Raw genomic sequence first — 19837 nt, 5'->3', positions numbered from 1 at the left:
TCGGGAGGGGATCTTGGAATGCAGACGCGCTGTGCCTGGTGCGGGACGGACCCGCTTTATATCCGCTACCACGATGAGGAATGGGGCGTTCCGGTCACCGATGGCCGCACCCTGTGGGAGCTTTTGATGCTCGAGGGGTTTCAGGCCGGTCTGTCCTGGATCACCATTCTGCGGCGGCGCGAGGGGTTTCGGAAGGCTTTTGCCGGTTTTGATCCCCGGATCGTTGCCACCTGGGGAGAGGCGGAAGTGGCGGAGCTGCTGCAAAACCCCGACATCATTCGCCACCGCGGAAAGATCGAAGCGACGATCCGCGCCGCAGAAAGCTTTCTGCGTCTTGAGGCCGCGCCTGGCGGCTTTGCCGGCTTCATCTGGAGTTTCACGCAGGGCGTGCCGCTGCAAAACGGTCTGCAACCCGGTGCCAGGGCGCCTGCGCAGACCGAAACCTCCCTCGCGCTGTCGAAGGCTTTGAAGCGCGAAGGATTTAAATTCTGCGGGCCGACAATCACTTACGCCTTCATGCAGGCAGCGGGTCTGGTCAATGACCATCTGACGACCTGTCTGGCCTATGACCGGGTTGCGGCCCTGGGCGGGCCGCAGAAGCTCAGCTGACCAGACGCTTGAACCAGCCTTTTTTTGCGGTCTCGCCGGCTTCGCCTTCGGGCGGTGGCTCGGCAGGGCCTTCAATGGCTTCCTGGAAGCGGTTGAAGAACTCCTCCGCAAGCTTGGCGGCAAAGCTGTCGATGATACGGCTGCCAAGCTGCGCCAGCTTGCCGCCGACATTGGCGTCAACCTCATAGCTCAGCAGCGTCCCTTCGCCTGCCGGGGTCAGGGTCACACGCGCGGCGCCCTTGGCAAAACCCGCAGCGCCGCCCTTGCCCTCGCCGGAGAGGGTGCAGCTGACCCCTTCAACGATGTCGGACATCTTCACCAGCCCGGTGAATTTCGCTTTCACGGGACCGACTTTCTGGACCACCACCGCCTCAAACCCCTCCTCGGGTGAGCCGGTGAGTTCCTCGCAGCCGGGCACGCAGGCTTTCAGAACTTCGGGGTTGAAAAGTGCCTGCCAGACCTCTGCGGGCGGCGCGGCAATTTCACGGGTATCTTTCATTTCCATCTCGGGCCCTCCTCCTGAGTTGACGGAAGAATAGGGCCACGCCGCCCCGGAGCAAGCAGTTTCCCCGGGGCAGCAGTCGTCAGAGGCTGAGCACCATGTCGCGGTGCGCAATGCCTGCGTCGTCATATTCGGGCCCGTATGCGCTAAACCCCAGCTTTTCGTAAAAGCCGATGGCATAGGTCTGAGCCGAGAGCTTCAGTTTCGTCAGATCGCCCCGGGCCGCCAGATGCCCGATGGCAAAGCGCATCAGAGCCGCCCCCGCGCCGGTGCCGCGCATGTCGCTGAGCACGCAGACGCGGCCGATCTTGCCGGCCTCGCCGTCGATGATCAGCCGTGCGGTGCCGACGGGGCGGCCCTCATGCGTCATCAGAAGATGGATGGCGACGGCGTCGAGCGCATCCCATTCTTCCTCTTCGGGCACATTCTGCTCTTCGATGAAAACCCTGCGGCGCAGCGCGAAACAGAGTTCCAGGTCCGTGGTGACCTCAACCTTCAGGCTCATGCGAAATAATCACGCAGGATGCGGGTATAGACGGCCTTCAGCTGGTGGATATGCGCCACTTCAACGTGCTCGTCGACCTTATGCAGCGTCTTGCCGACGAGGCCAAATTCCACCACCGGGCAGTGATCTTTGATGAAGCGCGCATCCGACGTCCCGCCCGAGGTCGAGAGCACCGGCGTGCGGTTGGTTTCGGCCTGGACCGCGCGGGAGACCATGGAGGAAAGCGCGCCGGGGGGCGTCAGGAAGCAGTCGCCGCCGATCCGGACCTGCACCGATATCTCCACCCCCGTCTCAGCCCCGGCTTTGGCGGCTTCGGCTTCGAGCCATTTCGTCAGGCTTTCGCCGGTGTGGCAGGTGTTGAAGCGGATGTTCACCGTGGCTTTGCAGCTGGCCGGGATCACATTGGCCGCCGGATTGCCCGTGTCGATGGTGGTGATCGCAAGGGTCGAGGGGCCGAAATGCTCATTGCCCTGATCCAGCTCATGCACCGCAAGGCGGCTCATCAGCAGCGCCATGCCGTTGAGCGGGTTGCGCGCCAGATGCGGATAGGCCGAATGGCCCTGAGTGCCGCGGGCGGTGAAATAGGCCGAGAGCGCCCCGCGGCGGCCGATCTTGATCATATCGCCCATCTCTTCCGGGCAGGTCGGCTCGCCGACGATGCAGTCGGTCATCTGCTCGCCCTCATCGCGCATCCAGTCCAGAAGCGCCACGGTGCCATCGGTTGAGACGGCCTCTTCGTCGCCGGTGATGGTCAGGATCACCGCGCCCTCAGGCGGCGTGTCGCGCACGAAATCGATCGCGGCAGCGGCGAAGGCCGCCACGCCCGATTTCATGTCGCAGGCGCCCCGGCCCCAGAGCTTGCCGTCTTTGATCTCACCGCCGAAGGGATCGACGCTCCAGTCGTCGATATTGCCGACCGGCACCACATCGGTGTGCCCGTTGAAGCCAAAGGTTTTCGGATCGCCCTTCGCGCCCCAGCGCGCAAAGAGGTTCGGCACGCCCGCGCGGTCCACCCGGGTGCAGCTGAAGCCTGCCTCTGAGAGGATCTGTTCCAGCAGCACCAGCGCGCCGCCCTCGGCCGGGGTGACGGTCGGGCAGCGCACGAGCGCCTGGGTCAGCGCAACGGGATCTGAGGGGTCAAAGGGCAGGGCGGTGGACGCGGCGGTCATGGCGGGCTCCCGTGGCAGACTCTTTGCACCGGGATAGCCCTGCCGGGGCCTGTGGTAAAGCTGCAACCCTGACGGCATTCCTTGCGGGGTGGCCCGCAGAAGGCATGACAGAGAGGCAATGTGGCGCAAGACTGCCTGCAAGAGAGCGCCCTGAGGCGCCGGTGAGGCAGAGAGCATGACGAGACCAGCCGGACATGGCTCTGCCCGTTCAGAGGGAGGGCAGACTAATGATGCAGGCAACTGCATGGATCGCTCTGACGGGCGATGCACCTGAGGCCGTGACAGGCACGCAGCCTTTACGCACCGGCGCGCTGAGTGTGGCTTTGCGGGGGATCCCGCGGGTGGCCACCGTGCTGGCGGATGCGCGGGTGCTGCATCAGGGGCGGGCACTGAGTGCGGCGGTGATTGCGGGTCAGGATGTCGGCGTGGTGCTGCGTCTGCGCGGCGCGGGCGGTCATGTGCTGCGCCACGTTCTTGCGGCAGAGCTTTACAGCCATCCCGGCAGCGCTGAGCTGACCTTCTCGTTCATCGGTGGCGGGGATGAGGCTCCGGCGGGGCGCTGGCGTCTGTCGATCTGCGATGCGACGGGGCGGCTGCTGGCGCCGGTGGCGATCGGGACGGGGGCGCTTTCGATGCCTCCGGCACTGGGCGCGGCCCTGGTCGGTGCGCTGGGGGATTGCCGTTTTGTGCAGACGGCCGGGCTGCGCCGGGCCTCTCCGGGGCGACCGGGGCCTGAGCAGATCGGTCGCGGTGCGGCCATTGCGGGCAACAGCTTTTTGCAGACCCCCGGGGGGCTTGTGCCTGCGGCTGCCCTGATGGCCGGGGATGCGGTTCTGGATATTTCCGGGCGCGAACTGCGTCTGGCCGAAATGCAGCTTGCTGAGGTGCCGGCAGGGTTCGCTTTCTCGCCGCTGCGCGTGCCGGGGGCAGAGGGGCGTGATCTGCTGATCGGCCCGCGGGCGCAGATCTCCGTTGCGGGGGGGCTCCTCAGCGCGGCGGCCATGGCTGAGGCGCGGCGGTTCAGCGGACCCTCGCGGGTGGCGCTGATGGCGGTGCCGGTGACGGATCGCCCGGCGCTGCTCTCAGTGGGCGGCTATATGCTGGCGGTCGCGGACCCTGAGGGCCATCTGCCGCAGCCGGTTGCGGATCTGACCGGCTGCCGCAGGGCGGTGTGATCAGTCGAAGAAGGGCGTGATGACGGCGACCACGACCGAATTCTCGGCCAGGGCCCGTTCCATCAGTTCCAGTTCTTCGGGATCGATTTTTTCGCCACCGGCTTCGCGCTCTTCGCGGGTGCCCTGGCCGGTGACTTCCAGCACGGAGAGATCCGCCTGCTGCAGGATGGCCACGGTCTCCCGCACGGCCTCAGCCTCTTCCACGCCGGAGGCATAGCACAAAAGGGCCGCGCCGGTGGCGTTCTTCGGCAGCCCGTCGCCGGGCTTGCGGCCGACTTCGACCAGAAGGGTATGCACCTGCTGCGGACGGCGCGGTTTGGCTTCGGTGGTCATGACGGCTCTCCGGGTTGAATGGCGCGCAGATGTAGCAAGACGGGGCCGGAGCGGCAAGGCGGCAGGCCGCGCAGCTGTGGCAAAGCCGGGGAGGGCTGCCTGCCCTCCCCGGACCCCGCCCGGGAGTATTTGGAAAAAGCCAAAGCCCGGGGCGGGGCGGATGATCAGTCGCGCAGCAGTTCGTTGATCGAGGTTTTCGAGCGCGTCTGCGCGTCGACGCGCTTCACGATGACCGCGCAGTAGAGATTTACGCCGTTCTTCGAGGGCATTGAGCCTGAGACCACCACCGAGCCTGCGGGCACTTCGCCGTAGAAGACTTCGCCGGTTTCGCGATCAAGGATTTTGGTCGATTTGCCGATGAACACACCCATGCCAAGGACCGAGCCTTCGCGGATGATGCAGCCCTCAACCACTTCCGAGCGCGCGCCGATGAAGCAGTTGTCTTCAATGATGGTCGGGCCGGCCTGCATCGGCTCGAGCACACCGCCGATGCCGACGCCGCCCGAAAGATGCACGTTTTTGCCGATCTGCGCGCAGGAGCCGACGGTGGCCCAGGTGTCGACCATGGTGCCTTCATCGACGAAAGCGCCCAGGTTCACGAAGGACGGCATCAGGACCACCCCTTTGCCGATATGGGCCGAGCGGCGCACGATCGCACCGGGGACGGCGCGGAAACCTGCTTCTTTCCAGCGGTTCTCACCCCAGCCTTTGAACTTGGTGTCGACCTTGTCCCAGAAGAAGCTGTCCTGCGGACCACCGGTCAGCGGCTCCATGTCTTTGATGCGGAAGCCCAGGAGCACGGCCTTTTTGGCCCATTGGTTCACATGCCAGTTGCCGTCTGCCTGACGCTCTGCCACGCGCAGCGAACCATTGTCGAGCGCCTCAAGCGTGGCTTCAATAGCGTCACGGGCTTCACCTTTTGAGGCGGGGTTCAGCGTGTCACGGGCGTCCCATGCGGCTTCGATGGCGGTCTCAAGTGCGGCGTTGGACATGCGCATTATCCTGTCGGTCAGAGGGTCATCCGCCTTCGCTATAGGCGGCGGGACGCCCTGGTGCAATCGCTCAGCGGGCTTCACGGCATTGTAACCATTACGAGCCGCAATGTTGGTTTAATCCCGGCATTATGCCATCACTGGCATATAATTTGATCAGGACGATTATCATGAATGACGACAGCCGCAGCCACCCCTTCCGCGATTCCGCTCAGGACGTTGTCGCCGCCGACCAGGTGCCGCCGACCAGCCAGACGCGCGCCCCGGCCTATCGGCTGGCTTTCACGGATACGGACTTTCTCACCCGGGAGGAGTTGCGTCCGGTGCGGCTGCAGCTTGAACTCCTCAAGCCGCAGATGATCATGGATGAGCGTGGGATTGAATCGACCATTGTACTCTTTGGCGGCGCCCGCATCCCGGCGCCTGAACAGACAGAAGGGGCGCGAACCCCGGCGCTGGCGGCATTGTCGCAGTACTACGATGAGGCCCGACGCTTTGCGTATCTGATGACTGAGCGCTCGATGCAAAGCTATGGCCGGGAAAATGTGATCGTTACAGGCGGCGGCCCGGGCGTCATGGAGGCGGGCAACCGCGGTGCCTCAGAGGCAGGTGGTCAGTCCATCGGTCTCAGCATTGTGCTTCCCCATGAGCAGGCGCCCAACAGCTATGTCTCGCCGGATCTGTGCTTTAACTTCCACTATTTCGCGATCCGCAAGATGCACTTCCTGATGCGTGCCAAAGCGATCTGCGTCTTTCCAGGCGGTTTCGGCACGCTCGACGAAATGTTCGAAGCACTGACTCTGATCCAGACGGGCCGGATGAAACGGATCCCCTTCCTCCTCTTCGGGCGCGCTTTCTGGGAAGGGGTGATCAACTGGCAGGCCCTGGCTGAGGCCGGAACCATCTCAGAGGAAGATCTGCACCTCTTCCGCTTCGTCGAGACTGCCGCTGAGGCCATTGCCGCGATCGACACCTGGCCACGCCCTCTCTGAAAGCCTCAACTCGCCCGTCACAACCGGCGGACTACTTTGGCTTTTTTAAAATACTCTGCGGCGGGTCCGGGAGGTGCAAAACCTCCCGGGGCTTCCCCCGAAGGCTTGGGTCTGTTCAGGCGCGCTGGTGACGCGCCCTGGCACCTGTCTCGATCGCGGCGGCCAGAAGGCGATGCAGCTTCAGCTGATCTCGGATCTCTTCCAGCATGGCGAGTTCAATCTCGCGCAAAGTCCCGTCCGCAGCCGCCACATCGCAGGCCAGCGCATAGGCCGTTTCAAACAGACGCTCCGGCAGCGCGCCCCGCACCAGACCAAAGAGCGCGTCCAGCCCGTCCTCTTCGGTCAGAAGATCCAGTACTGTCTGCGCCACATGTCTGATGCGCTCAACATCATAGCCTGCGAAAACCGGCAGGTGAATCACGATGCGCTCAATGGCGACAAGCTCGGCGGTGCGCATCCGCTGATCCGAGACAGAAACGGCGGTCATCACGGCAATCAGCGCGTCCTGGGCGGTCATCCGATCGGTATCGGTGGTCATATTGTCGTCCCCTGAGCCACTTCAGGGCAGAGATTATTGACCACAGCGCCGCGCGGCAATAGAGGCTGTGGCCTGCCGGGCACGGGGTCCGGTGACGAGTGTGAGAGGATGCGCCGATGTCTGCACTGCGCGACGCCGCGATGAAATCGAAAGCCTGGCCCTTTGAAGAGGCCCGCAAGATCCTCAAACGCTACGAGAAGAAGGCCCCGGAGAAAGGCTATGTTCTCTTTGAGACCGGCTATGGTCCCTCGGGCCTGCCCCATATCGGCACCTTCGGTGAGGTCGCCCGCACCACGATGATCCGCCGCGCCTTTGAGGCAATCTCGGATATCCCGACGCGGCTGATCTGCTTCTCGGACGATATGGACGGCATGCGCAAAGTGCCCGAGAACGTGCCGAACCAGGAACTGCTGCAGGCCAATGTGCAAAAGCCGCTCTCGGCCGTGCCCGATCCTTTCGGCGAATATGACAGCTTCGGCGGCCACAACAACGCGATGCTGCGCCGCTTCCTCGATACCTTTGGCTTTGAGTATGAATTTTACTCGGCCACTGAGTTTTACAAATCCGGGCAGTTCGATGCCGTGCTGCTGCGCGCCGTGGAGAAGTATGACGAGATCATGGACGTCATGCTGAAGTCGCTGCGCGATGAGCGTGCGGCCAGCTATTCCTGTTTCCTGCCGCTCCACCCCGAGACGGGGCGTGTGCTTTATGTGCCGATGAAATCGGTCGATGCCAAAGCCGGGACGATTACCTTCGACGACGAAGAGGGCCGTGAATGGACCCTCCCGGTCACCGGCGGCAATGTGAAGCTGCAGTGGAAGCCCGACTTCGGTGCCCGCTGGGCCGCACTTGGCGTCGATTTTGAAATGTATGGCAAGGATCACTCGACCAATACGCCGATCTACGACCGCATCTGCGAGATCCTCGGCGGCAAAAAGCCCGAGCATTTCACCTATGAACTCTTCCTCGATGAGAACGGCGAGAAGATCTCGAAATCAAAAGGCAACGGCCTGTCGATTGATGAGTGGCTGACCTATGCCTCTACGGAATCTCTGAGCTATTACATGTTCCTCAAGCCCAAGACCGCAAAACGTCTGGGCTGGTCGGTCATTCCGAAGGCGGTGGATGAATACCATCAGCAGCTGCGAGCCTATCATACGCAGGACGTTGAGGCCCAGGTGAACAACCCGGTCTGGCATATTCACAGCGGCAATGTTCCGCAGTCGGACATGGTGGTCCCCTTCGCCATGCTGCTGAACCTCGCTTCGGTGGCAGGCGCTGCGGACGCCAAAGGCCTTTGGGGCTTCATCAGACGCTACGCACCCGAGGCTTCGCCGGAAACCAACCCGCAGCTCGACCAGGCAGCCGGCTTTGCTGTGCGCTATTACAACGACTTCGTTGCGCCGAAGCGCCAGTTCCGCCTTCCGAGCGATCAGGAACGCGCGGCGATGGAGGATCTCTCCGCGCGTCTCGCTGCCTGGGAAGGTGGTCTTGATGCCGAAGCGCTGCAGACCATGGCCTTTGCAGTCGGCAAAGAGCACAACTTTGAAAACCTGCGCGACTGGTTCAAAGCCCTTTATGAAGTGCTGCTTGGCGCCTCTGAAGGTCCGCGCTTTGGCGGCTTCATTGCGCTTTACGGCATTGAGGAGACCCGCGCTCTCATCGCGCGCGGTCTTAACGGCGAGTTCATCGCAGGCTGAGAGCGCCGGGGAGGTCTGCCTGCCCTCCCCGGACCCCGCCCGGGAGTATTTGGAAAAAGCCAAAGCCAGAGTCGGTCTCCCGGCTTTGGCTTTTCTTAAATACTCTGCGGAGGGTCCGGGAGGTGCAAAACCTCCCGGGGGTGCCTCAGGCGGAGCGTTTCAGATCCGGGACTTACATGTGCGGCGACCAGCGCCTACCTTAGCGCTGAAGGAGAACCCGCCATGACCAATGTGCTTTTGTCCGACTGGGCCACGCCCTTTTCTTTGCCGCCTTTCGATGTGATCCGCGACGAGGATTTTACACCTGCGTTTGAGACTGCACTTGAGGCTGCGCGGGCGAGGCTGGCGGAGATTGCCGGTAATCCGGAGCCGGCGAGTTTTTCCAACACGATCGAAGCTCTTGAGTTGGCCGAAGGCGAACTGAACCGGGTTGCCGGGGTATTTTATAATCTTGCAGGGGCGGAAGCTACTCCGGCGCGGGAAGCTTTGCAGCGTGAGCTGGCGCCGAAGCTTGCAGCCTGGAGTTCGGAGCGCAGTCTCAATCCGGAAGTTTTCGCACGAATTGAGACTTTATGGGAAAGCCGCGGGAGCCTTGATCTGACCGCAGATCAGGAACGGCTTTTGCTTCTGTACCGTCGCGGGCTCGTGCGGGCAGGGGCGGGGCTTTCGGCTGTAAAGGCCGCGCGTATGCGCGAGATCAACAGTCGTCTGGCTGTGATTGGCACGGCTTTTTCGCAGAATCTGCTCGCGGATGAGCGCAGCTGGTTTATGGATCTGGCAGAGGCCGATCTGGAGGGGCTGCCGGAGTTTCTGGTCACGGCCGCACGGGACGAAGGCGCGGCGCGGGGCCGTCCGGGGCCTGTGATGACGCTGTCTCGCTCGCTCATCGTGCCGTTCCTGCAGTTCTCGCCGCGCCGGGATCTGCGCGAGCGGGCCTTCCGGGCCTGGATGGCGCGCGGAGAAAGTGGCGGCGAGACTGACAACCGGGCCATTGTTGCTGAAACTCTGGCTCTGCGTCATGAGCGGGCGCAGCTTCTGGGCTATGCGGATTTCGCCGCCTTCAAGCTCGAGACCGAAATGGCAAAGCAGCCTGAGGCCGTTGAAGAGCTGCTGATGCAGGTCTGGGCCCCGGCGAAGGCTCAGGCCGAGGCTGATGCGAAGCGGCTTGAGGTTATGCTGCACGCGGATGGCCACAATGGTGTGCTGGAGCCATGGGACTGGCGCTATTACTCGGAAAAGCGTCGTCGGGCCGAGCATGATCTCGATGAGGCGGCTTTGAAGCCCTATCTGTCGCTGGAGGCTATGATTGCCGCGGCCTTTGACTGCGCGAACCGTCTCTTCGGGCTGGAGTTCCGCCCGCTCGATGTGCCGCTTTACCACCCCGATGCCCGCGCCTGGGAGGTGACGAAGGGTGGTGCGCATGTTGCTGTCTTTATCGGCGATTATTTCGCGCGCAGCTCTAAACGTTCCGGCGCCTGGATGTCGGCTTTCCGCAACCAGCGTAAATTCGGCGGCCGGCAGTCGCCGGTGATCGTCAATGTCTGCAACTTCGTGAAAGGCAATCCGGCGCTTCTGTCCTGGGATGATGCGCGCACCCTGTTCCATGAGTTTGGTCATGCGCTGCACGGAATGCTCTCGGATGTGACCTATGAATCTGTCTCGGGCACCAGTGTGGCGCGGGACTTTGTGGAACTGCCGAGCCAGCTTTATGAGCATTGGCTGGCGGTGCCGGAAGTGCTGGAGAAACACGCCCGCCACTATAAGACCGGGGCGCCGATGCCTGCGGATCTGCGTGAGCGGCTGCTGGGGGCGCAGACCTATGATCAGGGCTTCTCGACGGTGGAATATCTCGCCTCAGCCCTGGTCGATCTGGACTTCCACCGGGGCGCGCCGCCCGCAGACCCCATGGCGCGGCAGGCCGAGGTTCTGGCACGCATCGGGATGCCCCGGTCGATCGTGATGCGCCATGCGACGCCGCATTTCGGTCATGTCTTCTCAGGTGGCGGCTATGCCGCGGGCTATTACAGCTACATGTGGTCCGAGGTCATGGATGCCGATGCCTTTGAAGCCTTTGAAGAGGCGGGCTCGGCTTTTGATCCGGGCATGGCTGCGGCGCTTTATGAGCATATTCTCTCTAAAGGGGGCTCGGTGGAGGCGGATGAGCTTTACAGGGCTTTCCGCGGGCGGCTGCCGGGGCCGGAGGCGCTTTTGAAAGGGCGCGGACTTGATAAGGTTACGTCATGAAATATTCGGTTCTTGATCTCGCGCCGGTGCCGGAAAACTGCACTCCGGCAGAGGCGCTGAAGCACTCGGTTGATCTGGCGCAGCATGCGGAGGCGCTGGGCTACACCCGCTTCTGGCTGGCAGAGCATCACAATATGGCCGGGATCGCCTCTGCTGCGACGGCGGTGGTGATCGGCCATGTCGCCGGGCAGACGAAGAGCATCCGGGTCGGCGCGGGCGGCATCATGCTGCCCAACCATGCGCCTTTGCAGGTGGCGGAAGCTTTTGGCACCCTGGAGACGCTTTATCCCGGGCGCATCGATCTGGGGCTTGGCCGTGCGCCGGGTACCGACGGGGCCACGGCTCAGGCTTTGCGGCGCTATTCGCGCGCGGCCGACAGTTTCCCGGAAGACGTTGTTGAGCTGCTGGGCTACTTAGGCGATGACAATGAAGGCGTGGTGCATGCCTGGCCGGGCGAGGGGACCCATGTCCCGGTCTGGATCCTTGGCTCGTCGCTCTTCGGGGCGCAGCTTGCGGCCTATCTGGGGCTGCCCTATGGCTTTGCCAGCCATTTTGCGCCCGATTACCTGCATCAGGCGGTGCGGACCTATCGGGAGCAGTTCCGCCCCTCGCAGTGGCTCGATCAGCCCTATGTGCAGATCGGCATGGGCGTTTTTGCGGCCGATACCGATGAAGAGGCCCGCTTCCTGCGCAGCTCCATGCAGCAGACCTTTGCCAACCTGCGGCTGGGACGCCCGGGAAAGATGCAGCCCCCCGTGCATAACATCGAAGAGCTGATCCCGAAGAGCATCATGGCAGGCGTCAATCAGGCGCTGGCCTGTTCGGCGACCGGCAGCCGCGACACCGTGCGCTCCGAGATCCTGCGGCTGACGGCAGAGCTGCAGCCTGATGAGATCATCTTCGCCAGCCAGATCTATGACCATGAGGCGCGCAAATACAGCTACACCCTGACCGCTGAGGTCATGGAGAGCCTCTGATCAGGGGGCGAGAAGGTTGCGAAAGAGCGCTGAGAGATAGTCTGCAGCTTCCGGGTAGGGGTCGCGGTCGGGGCCTAAGACGGCCCGGACCTGGACCTCGAAATCGGCGTAGTGCTGGGTCAGCGCCCAGATCGAGATGATGAGATGATCGGGGGGCGTCTGTTTCAGGCGCCCCTCTGCCATCCAGTGGCTGAGAAGGGCGGCGCGTGCCCCGACCAGATCGCGCAGGCGCCCGCTCAGCACCTCTGAGATCTGCGGTGCGCCGCGCAGCATCTCATTGGCAAAGAGGCGGCTTTCACGCGGCATATCTCGGCTCATATCGAGTTTGCGCTGCACATAGCGCAGCACTTCGTCGAGGGGCTCGCCTTCCGGGCTCATCTCCTCCAGAGGCTGCAGCCAGCTTTCCAGCAGATCGGTCAGAAGCCGGGTGTAGATCGCTTCCTTGGAGGGGAAGTAATAGAGAAGATTGGGCTTTGAGAGGCCGGAGGCTGCCGAAATCTGATCGAGCGTGGCACCGCGAAAGCCCTCAACCGAGAAAACCTCAAGCGCGCCCTCCATGATACGGCGGCGGTTCTCCAGCTGGATCCGCGTCATTGGTGTCTCGCTCATATCGCCTTCTTCCTCACCCGGTCGTTGCTTGTTTGCCGGTCCATCAGGCGCTAAGCCAGTGGCATGTTATCCTATCAGCATATCTATCACGCCGGGAATGCCGCAGATGTCCAGAAGCACGCTCTTCTGGCCTGGCTTCTGGATGCGCTTGTCTCGGAAGGCAAGTCGCTCAGCTATCTTGAGACGCACTCGGGGCGCGGGCTTTATGCGCTGAATGCGCGGGAGGCGGTGAAAACCGCCGAAGCCGCCAGCGGTGTGCAAAAGCTGGAGCGGGCTTTCCCGGAAGACCATCCCTGGCGGCGCTGTCTGCGGATCGTGCGGGAGGCGGCCGGGCGGGATGCCTATCCCGGCTCGCCGGTGATTGCGGGGCTGCTGCTCGGGCAGCATGACCGGATGGCGCTGGCGGAACTGCACCCCAAAGAGCATGCGGCTCTGGAAGAGGTGATGGCGGATTTCGCGGCAGAGGTTTACCGCGAGGATGGCTTCTCGATGGCCAGCCGCATCTGCCCGCCGTCGCCGAAGCGCGGGGTGATGATGATCGACCCCTCTTATGAGGTGAAGGAGGATTACACCCGTCTGCCGGGTCTGATCGCAGGCTTCGCGCGGAAATGGCCCGAGGGCATCATTGCGCTTTGGTATCCGCTGCTGACGGGGGGCGCGCATCTTGAGATGCTGGCGGCGCTGTCGGCGGCACACCCCGGTGCGCTGCGCCATGAAGTGCGCTTTCCGCCCGCGCGTGAGGGGCATCGGATGGAGGGCTCGGGCATGTTCGTGCTGAACCCGCCGCCGGGTCTGGCCGATGAGGCGGCCCGCATCACAGAGAGATTTGCCAAGGCGCAGAGCGCGCCGGTTTCGGGGAGGAAACGCAGATGACCAAAGCCTATTGGGTTGCCCATGTCGATGTGACGGATCCGCAGGCCTATGAGGCCTATCGCGCGGCCAATGCAGAAGCTTTCACCAAATACGGGGCGAAATTTCTGGTGCGTGGCGGCCCCTTTGAGCAGCGTGAAGGTCAGGTCCGCGCGCGCACGGTGGTGATTGAGTTTCCCGATCTCGCTACCGCCCGGGCCTGCTATGACAGCCCCGAATATCAACATGCCAAATCGCTGCGCGAGCCCTGCTCGACGGGCGATCTGATTATCATTGAGGGCTGGGCGGGCTGATCCTGCCCGGCTTTCTCAGAAAGGACGGATATGGTCTCTGCATTTCTGCGCCGCCTGCTTGCGCCGGCCCCTGCACCGGTCGGGCATAAAGATGCAACTCTGGCACTGGCCGCGCTGCTGGTGCGGATTGCGCGCTCGGACGGGGAATATGCCGAAACGGAGAAGGCCCGGATCGACCGCGTGATGATGTCCCGCGAAGGTCTGAGCAGCAGCGGTGCCGGCGCCCTTCGTCAGGAGGCAGAGGGCCTGGAAGCAGAGGCCCCGGATACCGTGCGTTTCACCCGCGCCCTCAAAGAGGCGGTGGCACCCGAAGAGCGGCTGGCGCTGGTTGAAGCCCTCTGGTCTGTGGCTCTCGCCGATGGCGGGCGTGACGCCTCGGAAGATCGCCTTATGCGTTTGGTCGTGTCGCTTCTGGGCGTCACCGATGTCGACTCCGGTATTGCCCGGCAGAGGGCGCTGCGCGCAGAAAACTGACATTTTAGGGTGGCGGGGCTGCGGCAAATTGTGCGATCTGCCGTGTTTCCGGGCATTCTGACCGGTTGACGCGGGAAACCGCGTTGCAATGTGCCCGCCCCCCGCCTTTAATCGGCGAAACATTTGCTAACAGGACAGATCGTGACGTCTTCTCCGGTGATCGAAATCCGTGGTCTGCATAAGGCCTATGGTGCGAATGAAGTGATCAAAGGCGTCGATCTGGTCGCACCGCGCGGTCACGTGATCTCGCTGATCGGCTCCTCGGGATCGGGGAAATCCACGCTCCTGCGCTGTTGTAACCTTCTGGAGGACAGCCAGCAGGGCGAGATCCTCTTTGAAGGGCAGCCCGTGCGCTGGAAGGGGCAGGGCATGGCGCGTCACCCGGCCGATAAGTCGCAGGTCCGCGACATCCGCACCCGTCTGTCGATGGTGTTTCAGCAGTTCAACCTCTGGTCGCATCTGACCATTTTGCAAAACGTCATGGAAGCACCCGTCACCGTGCTTGGCCGCGACAAGGCTGAGGTTGAGGGGAAGGCCCGCGAATATCTGGCCAAGGTTGGCATTGCCGATAAGGCGGATGCCTGGCCCGCGCAGCTTTCGGGCGGCCAGCAGCAGCGCGCCGCCATCGCCCGCGCGCTTTGCATGGAGCCGAAAGCGATTTTGTTTGACGAACCCACTTCGGCGCTGGACCCTGAGCTTGAGCAGGAAGTTGTCCGGGTGATCAAAGCCCTCGCCGATGAGGGCCGTACGATGATTATTGTGACCCATGATATGAAGATGGCCGCCGATGTCTCGGATCATGTCATCTTCCTGCATCAGGGTCTGATTGAAGAAGAAGGCAGCCCGGCGGAGCTTTTTGGTGCGCCGAAATCAGCCCGGCTGCGGCAGTTCCTGTCAGCGACCTCCGGTCACTGAGAGTTTCGCGAGTGAAGCGGTTTAGCATTATGAGGATGGAATGAAAAAACTTGCACTGACACTCGGCGTTCTGGCGCTGTCGGCCACGACGGCTTTTGCGCAGCAGACTGTGCGCATGGGCACGGAGGGTGCCTACCCTCCCTACAACATGATCAACGACAAAGGTGAGGTTGACGGCTTTGAGCGCGAGCTTGGCGATGAGCTGTGCAAACGCGCTGAGCTGACCTGCACCTGGGTCAGCACGGATTGGGACTCCATCATCCCGAACCTGACCGCCGGCAACTACGACACCATCCTGGCCGGCATGTCGATCACCGAAGAGCGCAAGGCCGTGCTGAATTTCAGCCAAGCTTACTTCCCGCCTTCGGCTTCGGCCTTTGCCGCGCTGAGCGCGGATGCGGATCTGAAGGGCGTCATCGCCGCGCAGACCGGCACCATTCAGGCCAGCCATGTCGCCACCACCGGCGCGACCCTGCTGGAGTTTGCGACCCCCGATGAGACCGTGGCGGCGGTCCGCAACGGCGAGGCTGACGCCGCGCTGGCGGACAAAGACTTCCTCGTGCCGATCGTGAACGAATCCAACGGCGAACTGGTCTGGGTCGGCGAGGATATCCCGCTTGGCGAAGGCATCGGCATCGGCTTTCGCAAATCGGATGACGAGCTGAAGGGCAAATTCGACAAGGCGATCGACAGCATGAAGGCTGACGGCTCGCTGAACGTTCTCATCAAGAAATGGTTTGGCGACGAAGCCAATACCTTCTGATCCCCTGCTTCGGGCGGCGCTCAGCCGCCCGAAGGCTGACCGGACTTTGCTCATGTATTCTTTGTCTCACACCCTCCCGGATGTTGACCTCCCGCCTCCGGGCGCGGGGGTATTGCCTGTTACCCCGGGGGTGAGAGATGTTTGAATACTGCTCGGATCCCAAAAGCCTTGAGGGGCTGGTCTGGCTGAGCTGCTATCTGACCTCCGGCACGCATCTGATGATGTATTGGTCGGTGCTGACGGTGCTGTTGCTGCTGGCGCTGGCTGCCCCTGCGGCGCTGCTCTTCGGCTTTGGCGGGGCGCTGATGGCGCGCTCGCTCAATCCGGTGACCCGGACCTTTGGTAAGGGCTATATCTCCATGGTCCGGGGTGTGCCGGATGTGGTGTTTTTCCTCTTTGTGCCGCTGGCGGTCGATCAGGGGCTGGAATATCTGAACCACAAGATCCGCTGCTCTGACTGGTCTGAGCCGGTCCGGCGCGGCGTCGATTTCGTGGTCTGTCCTGCCGCCAAAATCCCGCAGTCTTCTGCGCCCGCCTTTGTGCATGACGCCTATTCCTTTGCCCTGGCGCTGCTGGCCTTTGCGCTGGTCTTCGGCGCTTTTGCGGCCAATACGCTTCACGGTGCCATGGCCGCCGTGCCGAAAGCCCAGGTTGAGACGGCTGAAGCCTATGGCATGAACCGCGCCCAGGCCTTCCGGCGGGTGATCCTGCCGCAGATGTGGGTCTATGCGCTGCCGGGGCTGTCGAACCTGTGGATGATCCTCATCAAGGCCACGCCGCTGCTGTTTTTGCTGGGCATTAAGGACATCGTCTATTGGGCCCGCGAGCTTGGCGGCTCAAAGACCTCTGTTTACGCCTATGCGCATCCGGACTGGCGCGTGTGGTATTTCCTCGGACTTCTGGTGTTCTATCTCGTGCTCACGGCAATCAGTGAAAAGGTCTTCTCGCGTCTGCAGCGCCGTCTGTCGACGGGCCAGGCCACGGCTTCGGGCGAAGCACTTCGCCGGGCAGGTGCCTGATGCGCAGCTGTTGGGAAAGCCTGACCGATTACGGCCTGCGCGCGCTTGGCCGGGATTTCGGGGCGCAGCTTCTGCCGAAGGGGGCAGATATCAGCCTGTGCGATCAGGTGGTTCTGATCGGCTCGGGCATGCTGTGGAACATCTATTTCGCGGCCATGGCCGTGGCCTTCGGCTTCGTGCTGGCCACTCTGGTCGCTGTGGCGCGGTCGCGCGAAACCGGCTGGCTGGCGGGGCTGGCGAAGGGCTTTATCTTCGTCTTCCGCGGCTCGCCGCTCTTTATTCAGTTCTTCTTCGCCTATGAGCTGTTCCAGCTTCTGCCCAAGCTCACCGGTACGCTGAACCTTGGCTTTATGGAGCTGACGGTTGAGACGCGCTGGCTGACGCGGGCCTGGCTTGGTGCGCTGCTGGTGCTGATCCTGAACACCACCGCCTATTCGGCTGAGATTTTCTACGGCGCGCTGCGCTCGGTTCCCAAGGGGGATGTCGAGGCGGCGGATGCCTACGGCATGCACGGCTGGAAGCGCTTTAAGCGCATCACCTGGCCCATCATGCTGCGGCTGGCCTGGCCGAGCTATACCAATGAGGCCATCTTTCTGTTCCACGCCACCGCGCTGGTGTTTTTCTCAGGCTTTCCGGCCTGGCAGCAGTCCGGTGACGCGCTTTATTATGCCCGCTACTTTGCGGAGCAGACGTTTAACCCCTTTGTCGCCTATCCGATTATTGCCGCCTATTTTGTGCTGGCGACTCTGGGGATCATCGCTCTTTTCGGGGCGGTGAACCGGCGGCTTAACAGGCATTTGCCAGGGGAGGTGCGGCCGAAACTCCGCATTCGGCCGCAAATTGTTCGATGAAAGAGTTAGAGAATTGGCTGCGTAAACACCCGTCCGTAAGGACAATCCGCGTCGCCGCGGCAGACCTGAACGGTCAGGCCCGCGGCAAACGCATCCCGGCGCGCTTCGCGGAAAATGTGATCCGCAACGGCACGCGCTTTCCGATGTCGGTGATGAACCTCGACATCTGGGGCGAAGACATCGACGACAGCCCGCTGGTTTTCGACCAGGGCGATGAAGACGGGATCCTGCGTCCCACCGAGCGGGGCTTCATGCCGATGCCCTGGCTCGAAAACCCCTCCGCCCTGCTGCCGATCTGGATGTTTCGCGAAGACGGCAGCCCCTATGAGGGCGATCCGCGCCACGCTTTGCGCCGGGTCATTGAAGGATTTAAGGCCCGCGGCCTGACCCCGGTGGTTGCCACCGAGCTTGAGTTTTTCCTGATCGACGACAGCGGCCGCAAGCTGCAGGTGCCGCCCTCACCACGCTCGGGCAAAAGGCGCAAGGCGGCGGAAACCATGTCGATCCGCGCGCTCGACGCTTTTGATACCTTCTTCACGGACCTCTATGACGCCTGCGAGGCGATGGATATTCCCGCCGATACGGCGATCTCGGAAACCGGTCTGGGGCAGTTTGAAATCAATATGATGCACCAGGAGGATGCGCTGCGCGCCGCCGATGATGCCTGGCTTTTCAAGCTTCTGGTCAAGGGGCTGGCGCGGCGTCACGGTTTTGCGGCCAGCTTCATGGCCAAGCCCTATGCGGAATATTCCGGCTCTGGTCTGCACACCCATTTCAGCCTGATTGATGAGCAGGGCCGCAATGTCTTTGACAATGGCGGTCCTGAAGGCACGGCGCTGATGCGCCACGCCATCGCAGGCTCGCTGGATGCCATGCATGACGCGGCCCTCGTCTTTGCGCCCCATGCCAACAGCTATGCGCGCCTCGTGCCTGATGCTCATGCGCCCACGACGATCTGCTGGGGCTATGAGAACCGCACCGTGGCGCTGCGGGTGCCCTCGGGCTCTCATGCGGCGCGGCGGATTGAGCATCGGGTCGCGGGGGGGGATGTGAACCCCTATCTGATGCTGGCGGCGATCCTCGGCGGTGCGCTCAATGGCATCATCGACGGGGTCGAGCCGCCCCCTCATGTCACCGGCAATGCCTATGCCATCGAAGGGCTGCGCCGTCTGCCCGCCACCTGGGCCGAAGCTATCGATGCCTTTGAGCACTCGCCGCAGATGGCGCGGATTTTCCCGGCGGAGCTCATCCGCAACTATGTGCAGACCAAGCGCCAGGAGCTGCATTATATGGCTGAGCTGACCGAGGATGAGCAGACGGAGCTTTATCTCGACACGGTCTAGAACCAGCCGCGCCAGCGAAAGAAGATCCAGGTTCCGATCGAGGCGAGAAACATCGCCCCGATCGAGAGCCAGAAGCCATGGGGATGCGACAGCCCCGGCAGATGCTCAAAGTTCATCCCATAGATCGAGGCGATGAGCGTTGGCGGCAGGAAGAGTGCGGCCACCATAGACTGCGCCTTGGCGACTTTATTGTCGCCAAGGCCAATCAGCCCGATGGTCATCTCAGTCAGCACCCCCAGCCGGGCATCAAGGCTGTCGGTGTGCAGATCGAGCGCATCAATATCGCGCAGCAGGGCCTCATGGCTGCGCCCGGTCTCGGGCGGGACCACGCCCTGATCCTCAAGATCGCTCATGAAAAACCGCAGCGCCCGGGTCAGTGTCATCAGGGCGGCACGCACCTGAGCAAGGGTTTCATTCTTGCGTCCGATGCGGCGCAGCGCTTCATGCAGATGGGCCGGAATGGTGCGGCTGTCCTGAGCGTAGATCTGCTGCGCGGCCATGGCCAGATCGTCTCCGGTCTGCTCGAGAAGATCCGCCATCTGACCGATGATCTCTTCGCAAAAGGTCAGAAAGAGCAGATCAGGCCGGTCCGGCAGCAGCCGCAGGTCCGTGCGCAGCGGCAGGTTCAGGATCGCGGCGGGATCGTGATGGCGCAGGGTGATCAGCCGCTCCGGTGTCAGGATAAAGCTGACGGGACGGCTCAGCTGTCCGGACTGACCGGCGTGATCGGTGCCCGGCAGAACCAGGGTCATATAGAGCGCTTCACCCAGCCGGTAATAACGGTGAGAGAGTTCGAGATCGCGCATCTCGCCCTGATCGGGGATCTTCGGCAGAAGAGCTTGCATCTCCTGCTCTTCGATCGGGCCGGGGCGGCACAGATCGATCCAAAGCGCTGCGCTGTGGGGTGCGGCCTCACTCAGCGGGATGAGTTTTGCGCTATCCGTCGTCCAGCGATTGAGCAAAA

Annotated in this window: 22 protein-coding genes; 14 read left to right on the top strand and 8 right to left on the bottom strand. The window is 62.7% G+C overall.

Annotated features, from left to right (window positions below):
* Nucleotides 1–18: 18 nt before the first annotated feature.
* Nucleotides 19–609, top strand: coding sequence for a DNA-3-methyladenine glycosylase I (locus tag EP867_RS06475; RefSeq protein ID WP_128487394.1), 591 nt, complete (start codon nt 19–21; stop codon nt 607–609).
* On the opposite strand, the gene EP867_RS06470 is transcribed toward EP867_RS06475, so the two are convergent.
* From EP867_RS06470 to dapE, 3 genes are all read right to left on the bottom strand, one after another.
* Nucleotides 602–1114 (bottom strand): CoxG family protein, encoded by a 513-nt coding sequence (locus EP867_RS06470; RefSeq protein WP_128487393.1) that lies wholly within the window; start codon nt 1112–1114, stop codon nt 602–604. The genes EP867_RS06475 and EP867_RS06470 overlap by 8 nt on opposite strands.
* Before the next feature lie 79 nt (nt 1115–1193).
* A complete protein-coding gene (locus EP867_RS06465) occupies nt 1194–1616 on the bottom strand; it encodes a GNAT family N-acetyltransferase (RefSeq protein ID WP_128487392.1) in 423 nt (140 codons plus the stop codon).
* Nucleotides 1613–2785 carry a succinyl-diaminopimelate desuccinylase gene (gene dapE, locus EP867_RS06460; protein ID WP_128487391.1) on the bottom strand — a complete coding sequence of 391 codons (1173 nt, stop codon included), beginning with the start codon at nt 2783–2785 and terminating at the stop codon, nt 1613–1615. The genes EP867_RS06465 and dapE overlap by 4 nt, the downstream gene beginning before the upstream one ends.
* 227 nt (nt 2786–3012) lie before the next feature.
* Here dapE and EP867_RS06455 point away from each other — a divergent pair, with 227 nt between their 5' ends.
* Nucleotides 3013–3960 (top strand): hypothetical protein, encoded by a 948-nt coding sequence (locus tag EP867_RS06455; RefSeq protein WP_128487390.1) that lies wholly within the window; start codon nt 3013–3015, stop codon nt 3958–3960.
* On the opposite strand, the gene EP867_RS06450 is transcribed toward EP867_RS06455, so the two are convergent.
* Both EP867_RS06450 and dapD read right to left on the bottom strand, forming a co-directional pair.
* A complete protein-coding gene (locus tag EP867_RS06450; RefSeq protein ID WP_128487389.1) occupies nt 3961–4293 on the bottom strand; it encodes a hypothetical protein in 333 nt (110 codons plus the stop codon).
* Nucleotides 4294–4457: 164 nt separating this feature from the next.
* Nucleotides 4458–5285, bottom strand: coding sequence for a 2,3,4,5-tetrahydropyridine-2,6-dicarboxylate N-succinyltransferase (gene dapD / locus EP867_RS06445; RefSeq protein ID WP_128487388.1), 828 nt, complete (start codon nt 5283–5285; stop codon nt 4458–4460).
* 170 nt (nt 5286–5455) lie between these two features.
* Between dapD and EP867_RS06440 the strand changes: the two genes are divergently transcribed.
* Nucleotides 5456–6277 carry an LOG family protein gene (locus EP867_RS06440; RefSeq protein ID WP_128487387.1) on the top strand — a complete coding sequence of 274 codons (822 nt, stop codon included), beginning with the start codon at nt 5456–5458 and terminating at the stop codon, nt 6275–6277.
* Between the two features lie 115 nt (nt 6278–6392).
* Here the strand turns inward: EP867_RS06440 and EP867_RS06435 are convergent, their stop codons facing one another.
* A complete protein-coding gene (locus tag EP867_RS06435; RefSeq protein WP_128487386.1) occupies nt 6393–6815 on the bottom strand; it encodes a tellurite resistance TerB family protein in 423 nt (140 codons plus the stop codon).
* Between the two features lie 116 nt (nt 6816–6931).
* Between EP867_RS06435 and EP867_RS06430 the strand changes: the two genes are divergently transcribed.
* The 3 genes from EP867_RS06430 to EP867_RS06420 all read left to right on the top strand — a co-directional run bounded on the left by EP867_RS06430 (nt 6932) and on the right by EP867_RS06420 (nt 11736).
* Nucleotides 6932–8515 (top strand): lysine--tRNA ligase, encoded by a 1584-nt coding sequence (locus EP867_RS06430; RefSeq protein ID WP_128487385.1) that lies wholly within the window; start codon nt 6932–6934, stop codon nt 8513–8515.
* A 222-nt stretch (nt 8516–8737) separates the two neighbouring features.
* Nucleotides 8738–10759 (top strand): M3 family metallopeptidase, encoded by a 2022-nt coding sequence (locus EP867_RS06425; protein ID WP_128487384.1) that lies wholly within the window; start codon nt 8738–8740, stop codon nt 10757–10759.
* The gene (locus tag EP867_RS06420; protein WP_128487383.1) at nt 10756–11736 is read left to right on the top strand and encodes an LLM class flavin-dependent oxidoreductase; all 981 of its coding nucleotides are present in this window, start codon (nt 10756–10758) and stop codon (nt 11734–11736) included. Before EP867_RS06425 ends, EP867_RS06420 begins: the two co-directional genes overlap by 4 nt.
* Here the strand turns inward: EP867_RS06420 and EP867_RS06415 are convergent, their stop codons facing one another.
* The gene (locus tag EP867_RS06415) at nt 11737–12345 is read right to left on the bottom strand and encodes a TetR family transcriptional regulator C-terminal domain-containing protein (protein WP_128487382.1); all 609 of its coding nucleotides are present in this window, start codon (nt 12343–12345) and stop codon (nt 11737–11739) included.
* A gap of 63 nt (nt 12346–12408) precedes the next feature.
* Here EP867_RS06415 and rlmJ point away from each other — a divergent pair, with 63 nt between their 5' ends.
* The 8 genes from rlmJ to EP867_RS06375 all read left to right on the top strand — a co-directional run bounded on the left by rlmJ (nt 12409) and on the right by EP867_RS06375 (nt 18873).
* Nucleotides 12409–13218 (top strand): 23S rRNA (adenine(2030)-N(6))-methyltransferase RlmJ, encoded by an 810-nt coding sequence (gene rlmJ / locus EP867_RS06410; RefSeq protein WP_128487381.1) that lies wholly within the window; start codon nt 12409–12411, stop codon nt 13216–13218.
* Nucleotides 13215–13508 (top strand): DUF1330 domain-containing protein, encoded by a 294-nt coding sequence (locus EP867_RS06405; RefSeq protein ID WP_128487380.1) that lies wholly within the window; start codon nt 13215–13217, stop codon nt 13506–13508. The genes rlmJ and EP867_RS06405 overlap by 4 nt, the downstream gene beginning before the upstream one ends.
* Before the next feature lie 30 nt (nt 13509–13538).
* On the top strand, nt 13539–13982 hold the full coding sequence (locus EP867_RS06400) for a tellurite resistance TerB family protein (protein WP_128487379.1): 444 nt from the start codon (nt 13539–13541) through the stop codon (nt 13980–13982).
* 141 nt (nt 13983–14123) lie between these two features.
* On the top strand, nt 14124–14897 hold the full coding sequence (locus EP867_RS06395) for an ABC transporter ATP-binding protein (RefSeq protein ID WP_380049826.1): 774 nt from the start codon (nt 14124–14126) through the stop codon (nt 14895–14897).
* Nucleotides 14898–14937: 40 nt separating this feature from the next.
* On the top strand, nt 14938–15660 hold the full coding sequence (locus tag EP867_RS06390; protein WP_128487377.1) for a transporter substrate-binding domain-containing protein: 723 nt from the start codon (nt 14938–14940) through the stop codon (nt 15658–15660).
* Nucleotides 15661–15797: 137 nt separating this feature from the next.
* Nucleotides 15798–16679, top strand: coding sequence for an ABC transporter permease (locus tag EP867_RS06385; protein ID WP_128487376.1), 882 nt, complete (start codon nt 15798–15800; stop codon nt 16677–16679).
* A complete protein-coding gene (locus EP867_RS06380) occupies nt 16679–17530 on the top strand; it encodes an ABC transporter permease (protein WP_128487375.1) in 852 nt (283 codons plus the stop codon). The genes EP867_RS06385 and EP867_RS06380 overlap by 1 nt, the downstream gene beginning before the upstream one ends.
* Nucleotides 17527–18873, top strand: a complete 1347-nt coding sequence (locus EP867_RS06375) for a glutamine synthetase family protein (protein WP_128487374.1) — start codon at nt 17527–17529, stop codon at nt 18871–18873. The genes EP867_RS06380 and EP867_RS06375 overlap by 4 nt, the downstream gene beginning before the upstream one ends.
* On the opposite strand, the gene EP867_RS06370 is transcribed toward EP867_RS06375, so the two are convergent.
* The gene (locus EP867_RS06370; RefSeq protein WP_164888782.1) at nt 18870–19835 is read right to left on the bottom strand and encodes a CorA family divalent cation transporter; all 966 of its coding nucleotides are present in this window, start codon (nt 19833–19835) and stop codon (nt 18870–18872) included. The two genes, EP867_RS06375 and EP867_RS06370, sit on opposite strands and share 4 nt — an antisense overlap.
* Between the last annotated feature and the right edge of the window lie 2 nt (nt 19836–19837).

Source organism: Falsigemmobacter intermedius, assembly GCF_004054105.1.
GTDB lineage: Bacteria > Pseudomonadota > Alphaproteobacteria > Rhodobacterales > Rhodobacteraceae > Wagnerdoeblera > Wagnerdoeblera intermedia.
Note: the sequence above shows the minus strand (reverse complement) of the source record. Positions and strands in the feature narration are given on the sequence as shown.

Coding starts and splice junctions, on each gene's coding strand:
- EP867_RS06435 (WP_128487386.1), bottom strand. CDS start 6,815: ATGACCACCGATACCGATCGGATGACCGCCCAGGACGCGCTGATTGCC.
- rlmJ (WP_128487381.1), top strand. CDS start 12,409: ATGTTATCCTATCAGCATATCTATCACGCCGGGAATGCCGCAGATGTC.
- EP867_RS06465 (WP_128487392.1), bottom strand. CDS start 1,616: ATGAGCCTGAAGGTTGAGGTCACCACGGACCTGGAACTCTGTTTCGCG.
- EP867_RS06450 (WP_128487389.1), bottom strand. CDS start 4,293: ATGACCACCGAAGCCAAACCGCGCCGTCCGCAGCAGGTGCATACCCTT.
- EP867_RS06440 (WP_128487387.1), top strand. CDS start 5,456: ATGAATGACGACAGCCGCAGCCACCCCTTCCGCGATTCCGCTCAGGAC.
- EP867_RS06405 (WP_128487380.1), top strand. CDS start 13,215: ATGACCAAAGCCTATTGGGTTGCCCATGTCGATGTGACGGATCCGCAG.
- EP867_RS06415 (WP_128487382.1), bottom strand. CDS start 12,345: ATGAGCGAGACACCAATGACGCGGATCCAGCTGGAGAACCGCCGCCGT.
- EP867_RS06400 (WP_128487379.1), top strand. CDS start 13,539: ATGGTCTCTGCATTTCTGCGCCGCCTGCTTGCGCCGGCCCCTGCACCG.
- EP867_RS06470 (WP_128487393.1), bottom strand. CDS start 1,114: ATGGAAATGAAAGATACCCGTGAAATTGCCGCGCCGCCCGCAGAGGTC.
- EP867_RS06420 (WP_128487383.1), top strand. CDS start 10,756: ATGAAATATTCGGTTCTTGATCTCGCGCCGGTGCCGGAAAACTGCACT.
- EP867_RS06430 (WP_128487385.1), top strand. CDS start 6,932: ATGTCTGCACTGCGCGACGCCGCGATGAAATCGAAAGCCTGGCCCTTT.
- EP867_RS06475 (WP_128487394.1), top strand. CDS start 19: ATGCAGACGCGCTGTGCCTGGTGCGGGACGGACCCGCTTTATATCCGC.
- EP867_RS06375 (WP_128487374.1), top strand. CDS start 17,527: ATGAAAGAGTTAGAGAATTGGCTGCGTAAACACCCGTCCGTAAGGACA.
- EP867_RS06380 (WP_128487375.1), top strand. CDS start 16,679: ATGCGCAGCTGTTGGGAAAGCCTGACCGATTACGGCCTGCGCGCGCTT.
- EP867_RS06390 (WP_128487377.1), top strand. CDS start 14,938: ATGAAAAAACTTGCACTGACACTCGGCGTTCTGGCGCTGTCGGCCACG.
- EP867_RS06425 (WP_128487384.1), top strand. CDS start 8,738: ATGACCAATGTGCTTTTGTCCGACTGGGCCACGCCCTTTTCTTTGCCG.
- dapD (WP_128487388.1), bottom strand. CDS start 5,285: ATGTCCAACGCCGCACTTGAGACCGCCATCGAAGCCGCATGGGACGCC.
- dapE (WP_128487391.1), bottom strand. CDS start 2,785: ATGACCGCCGCGTCCACCGCCCTGCCCTTTGACCCCTCAGATCCCGTT.
- EP867_RS06455 (WP_128487390.1), top strand. CDS start 3,013: ATGATGCAGGCAACTGCATGGATCGCTCTGACGGGCGATGCACCTGAG.
- EP867_RS06385 (WP_128487376.1), top strand. CDS start 15,798: ATGTTTGAATACTGCTCGGATCCCAAAAGCCTTGAGGGGCTGGTCTGG.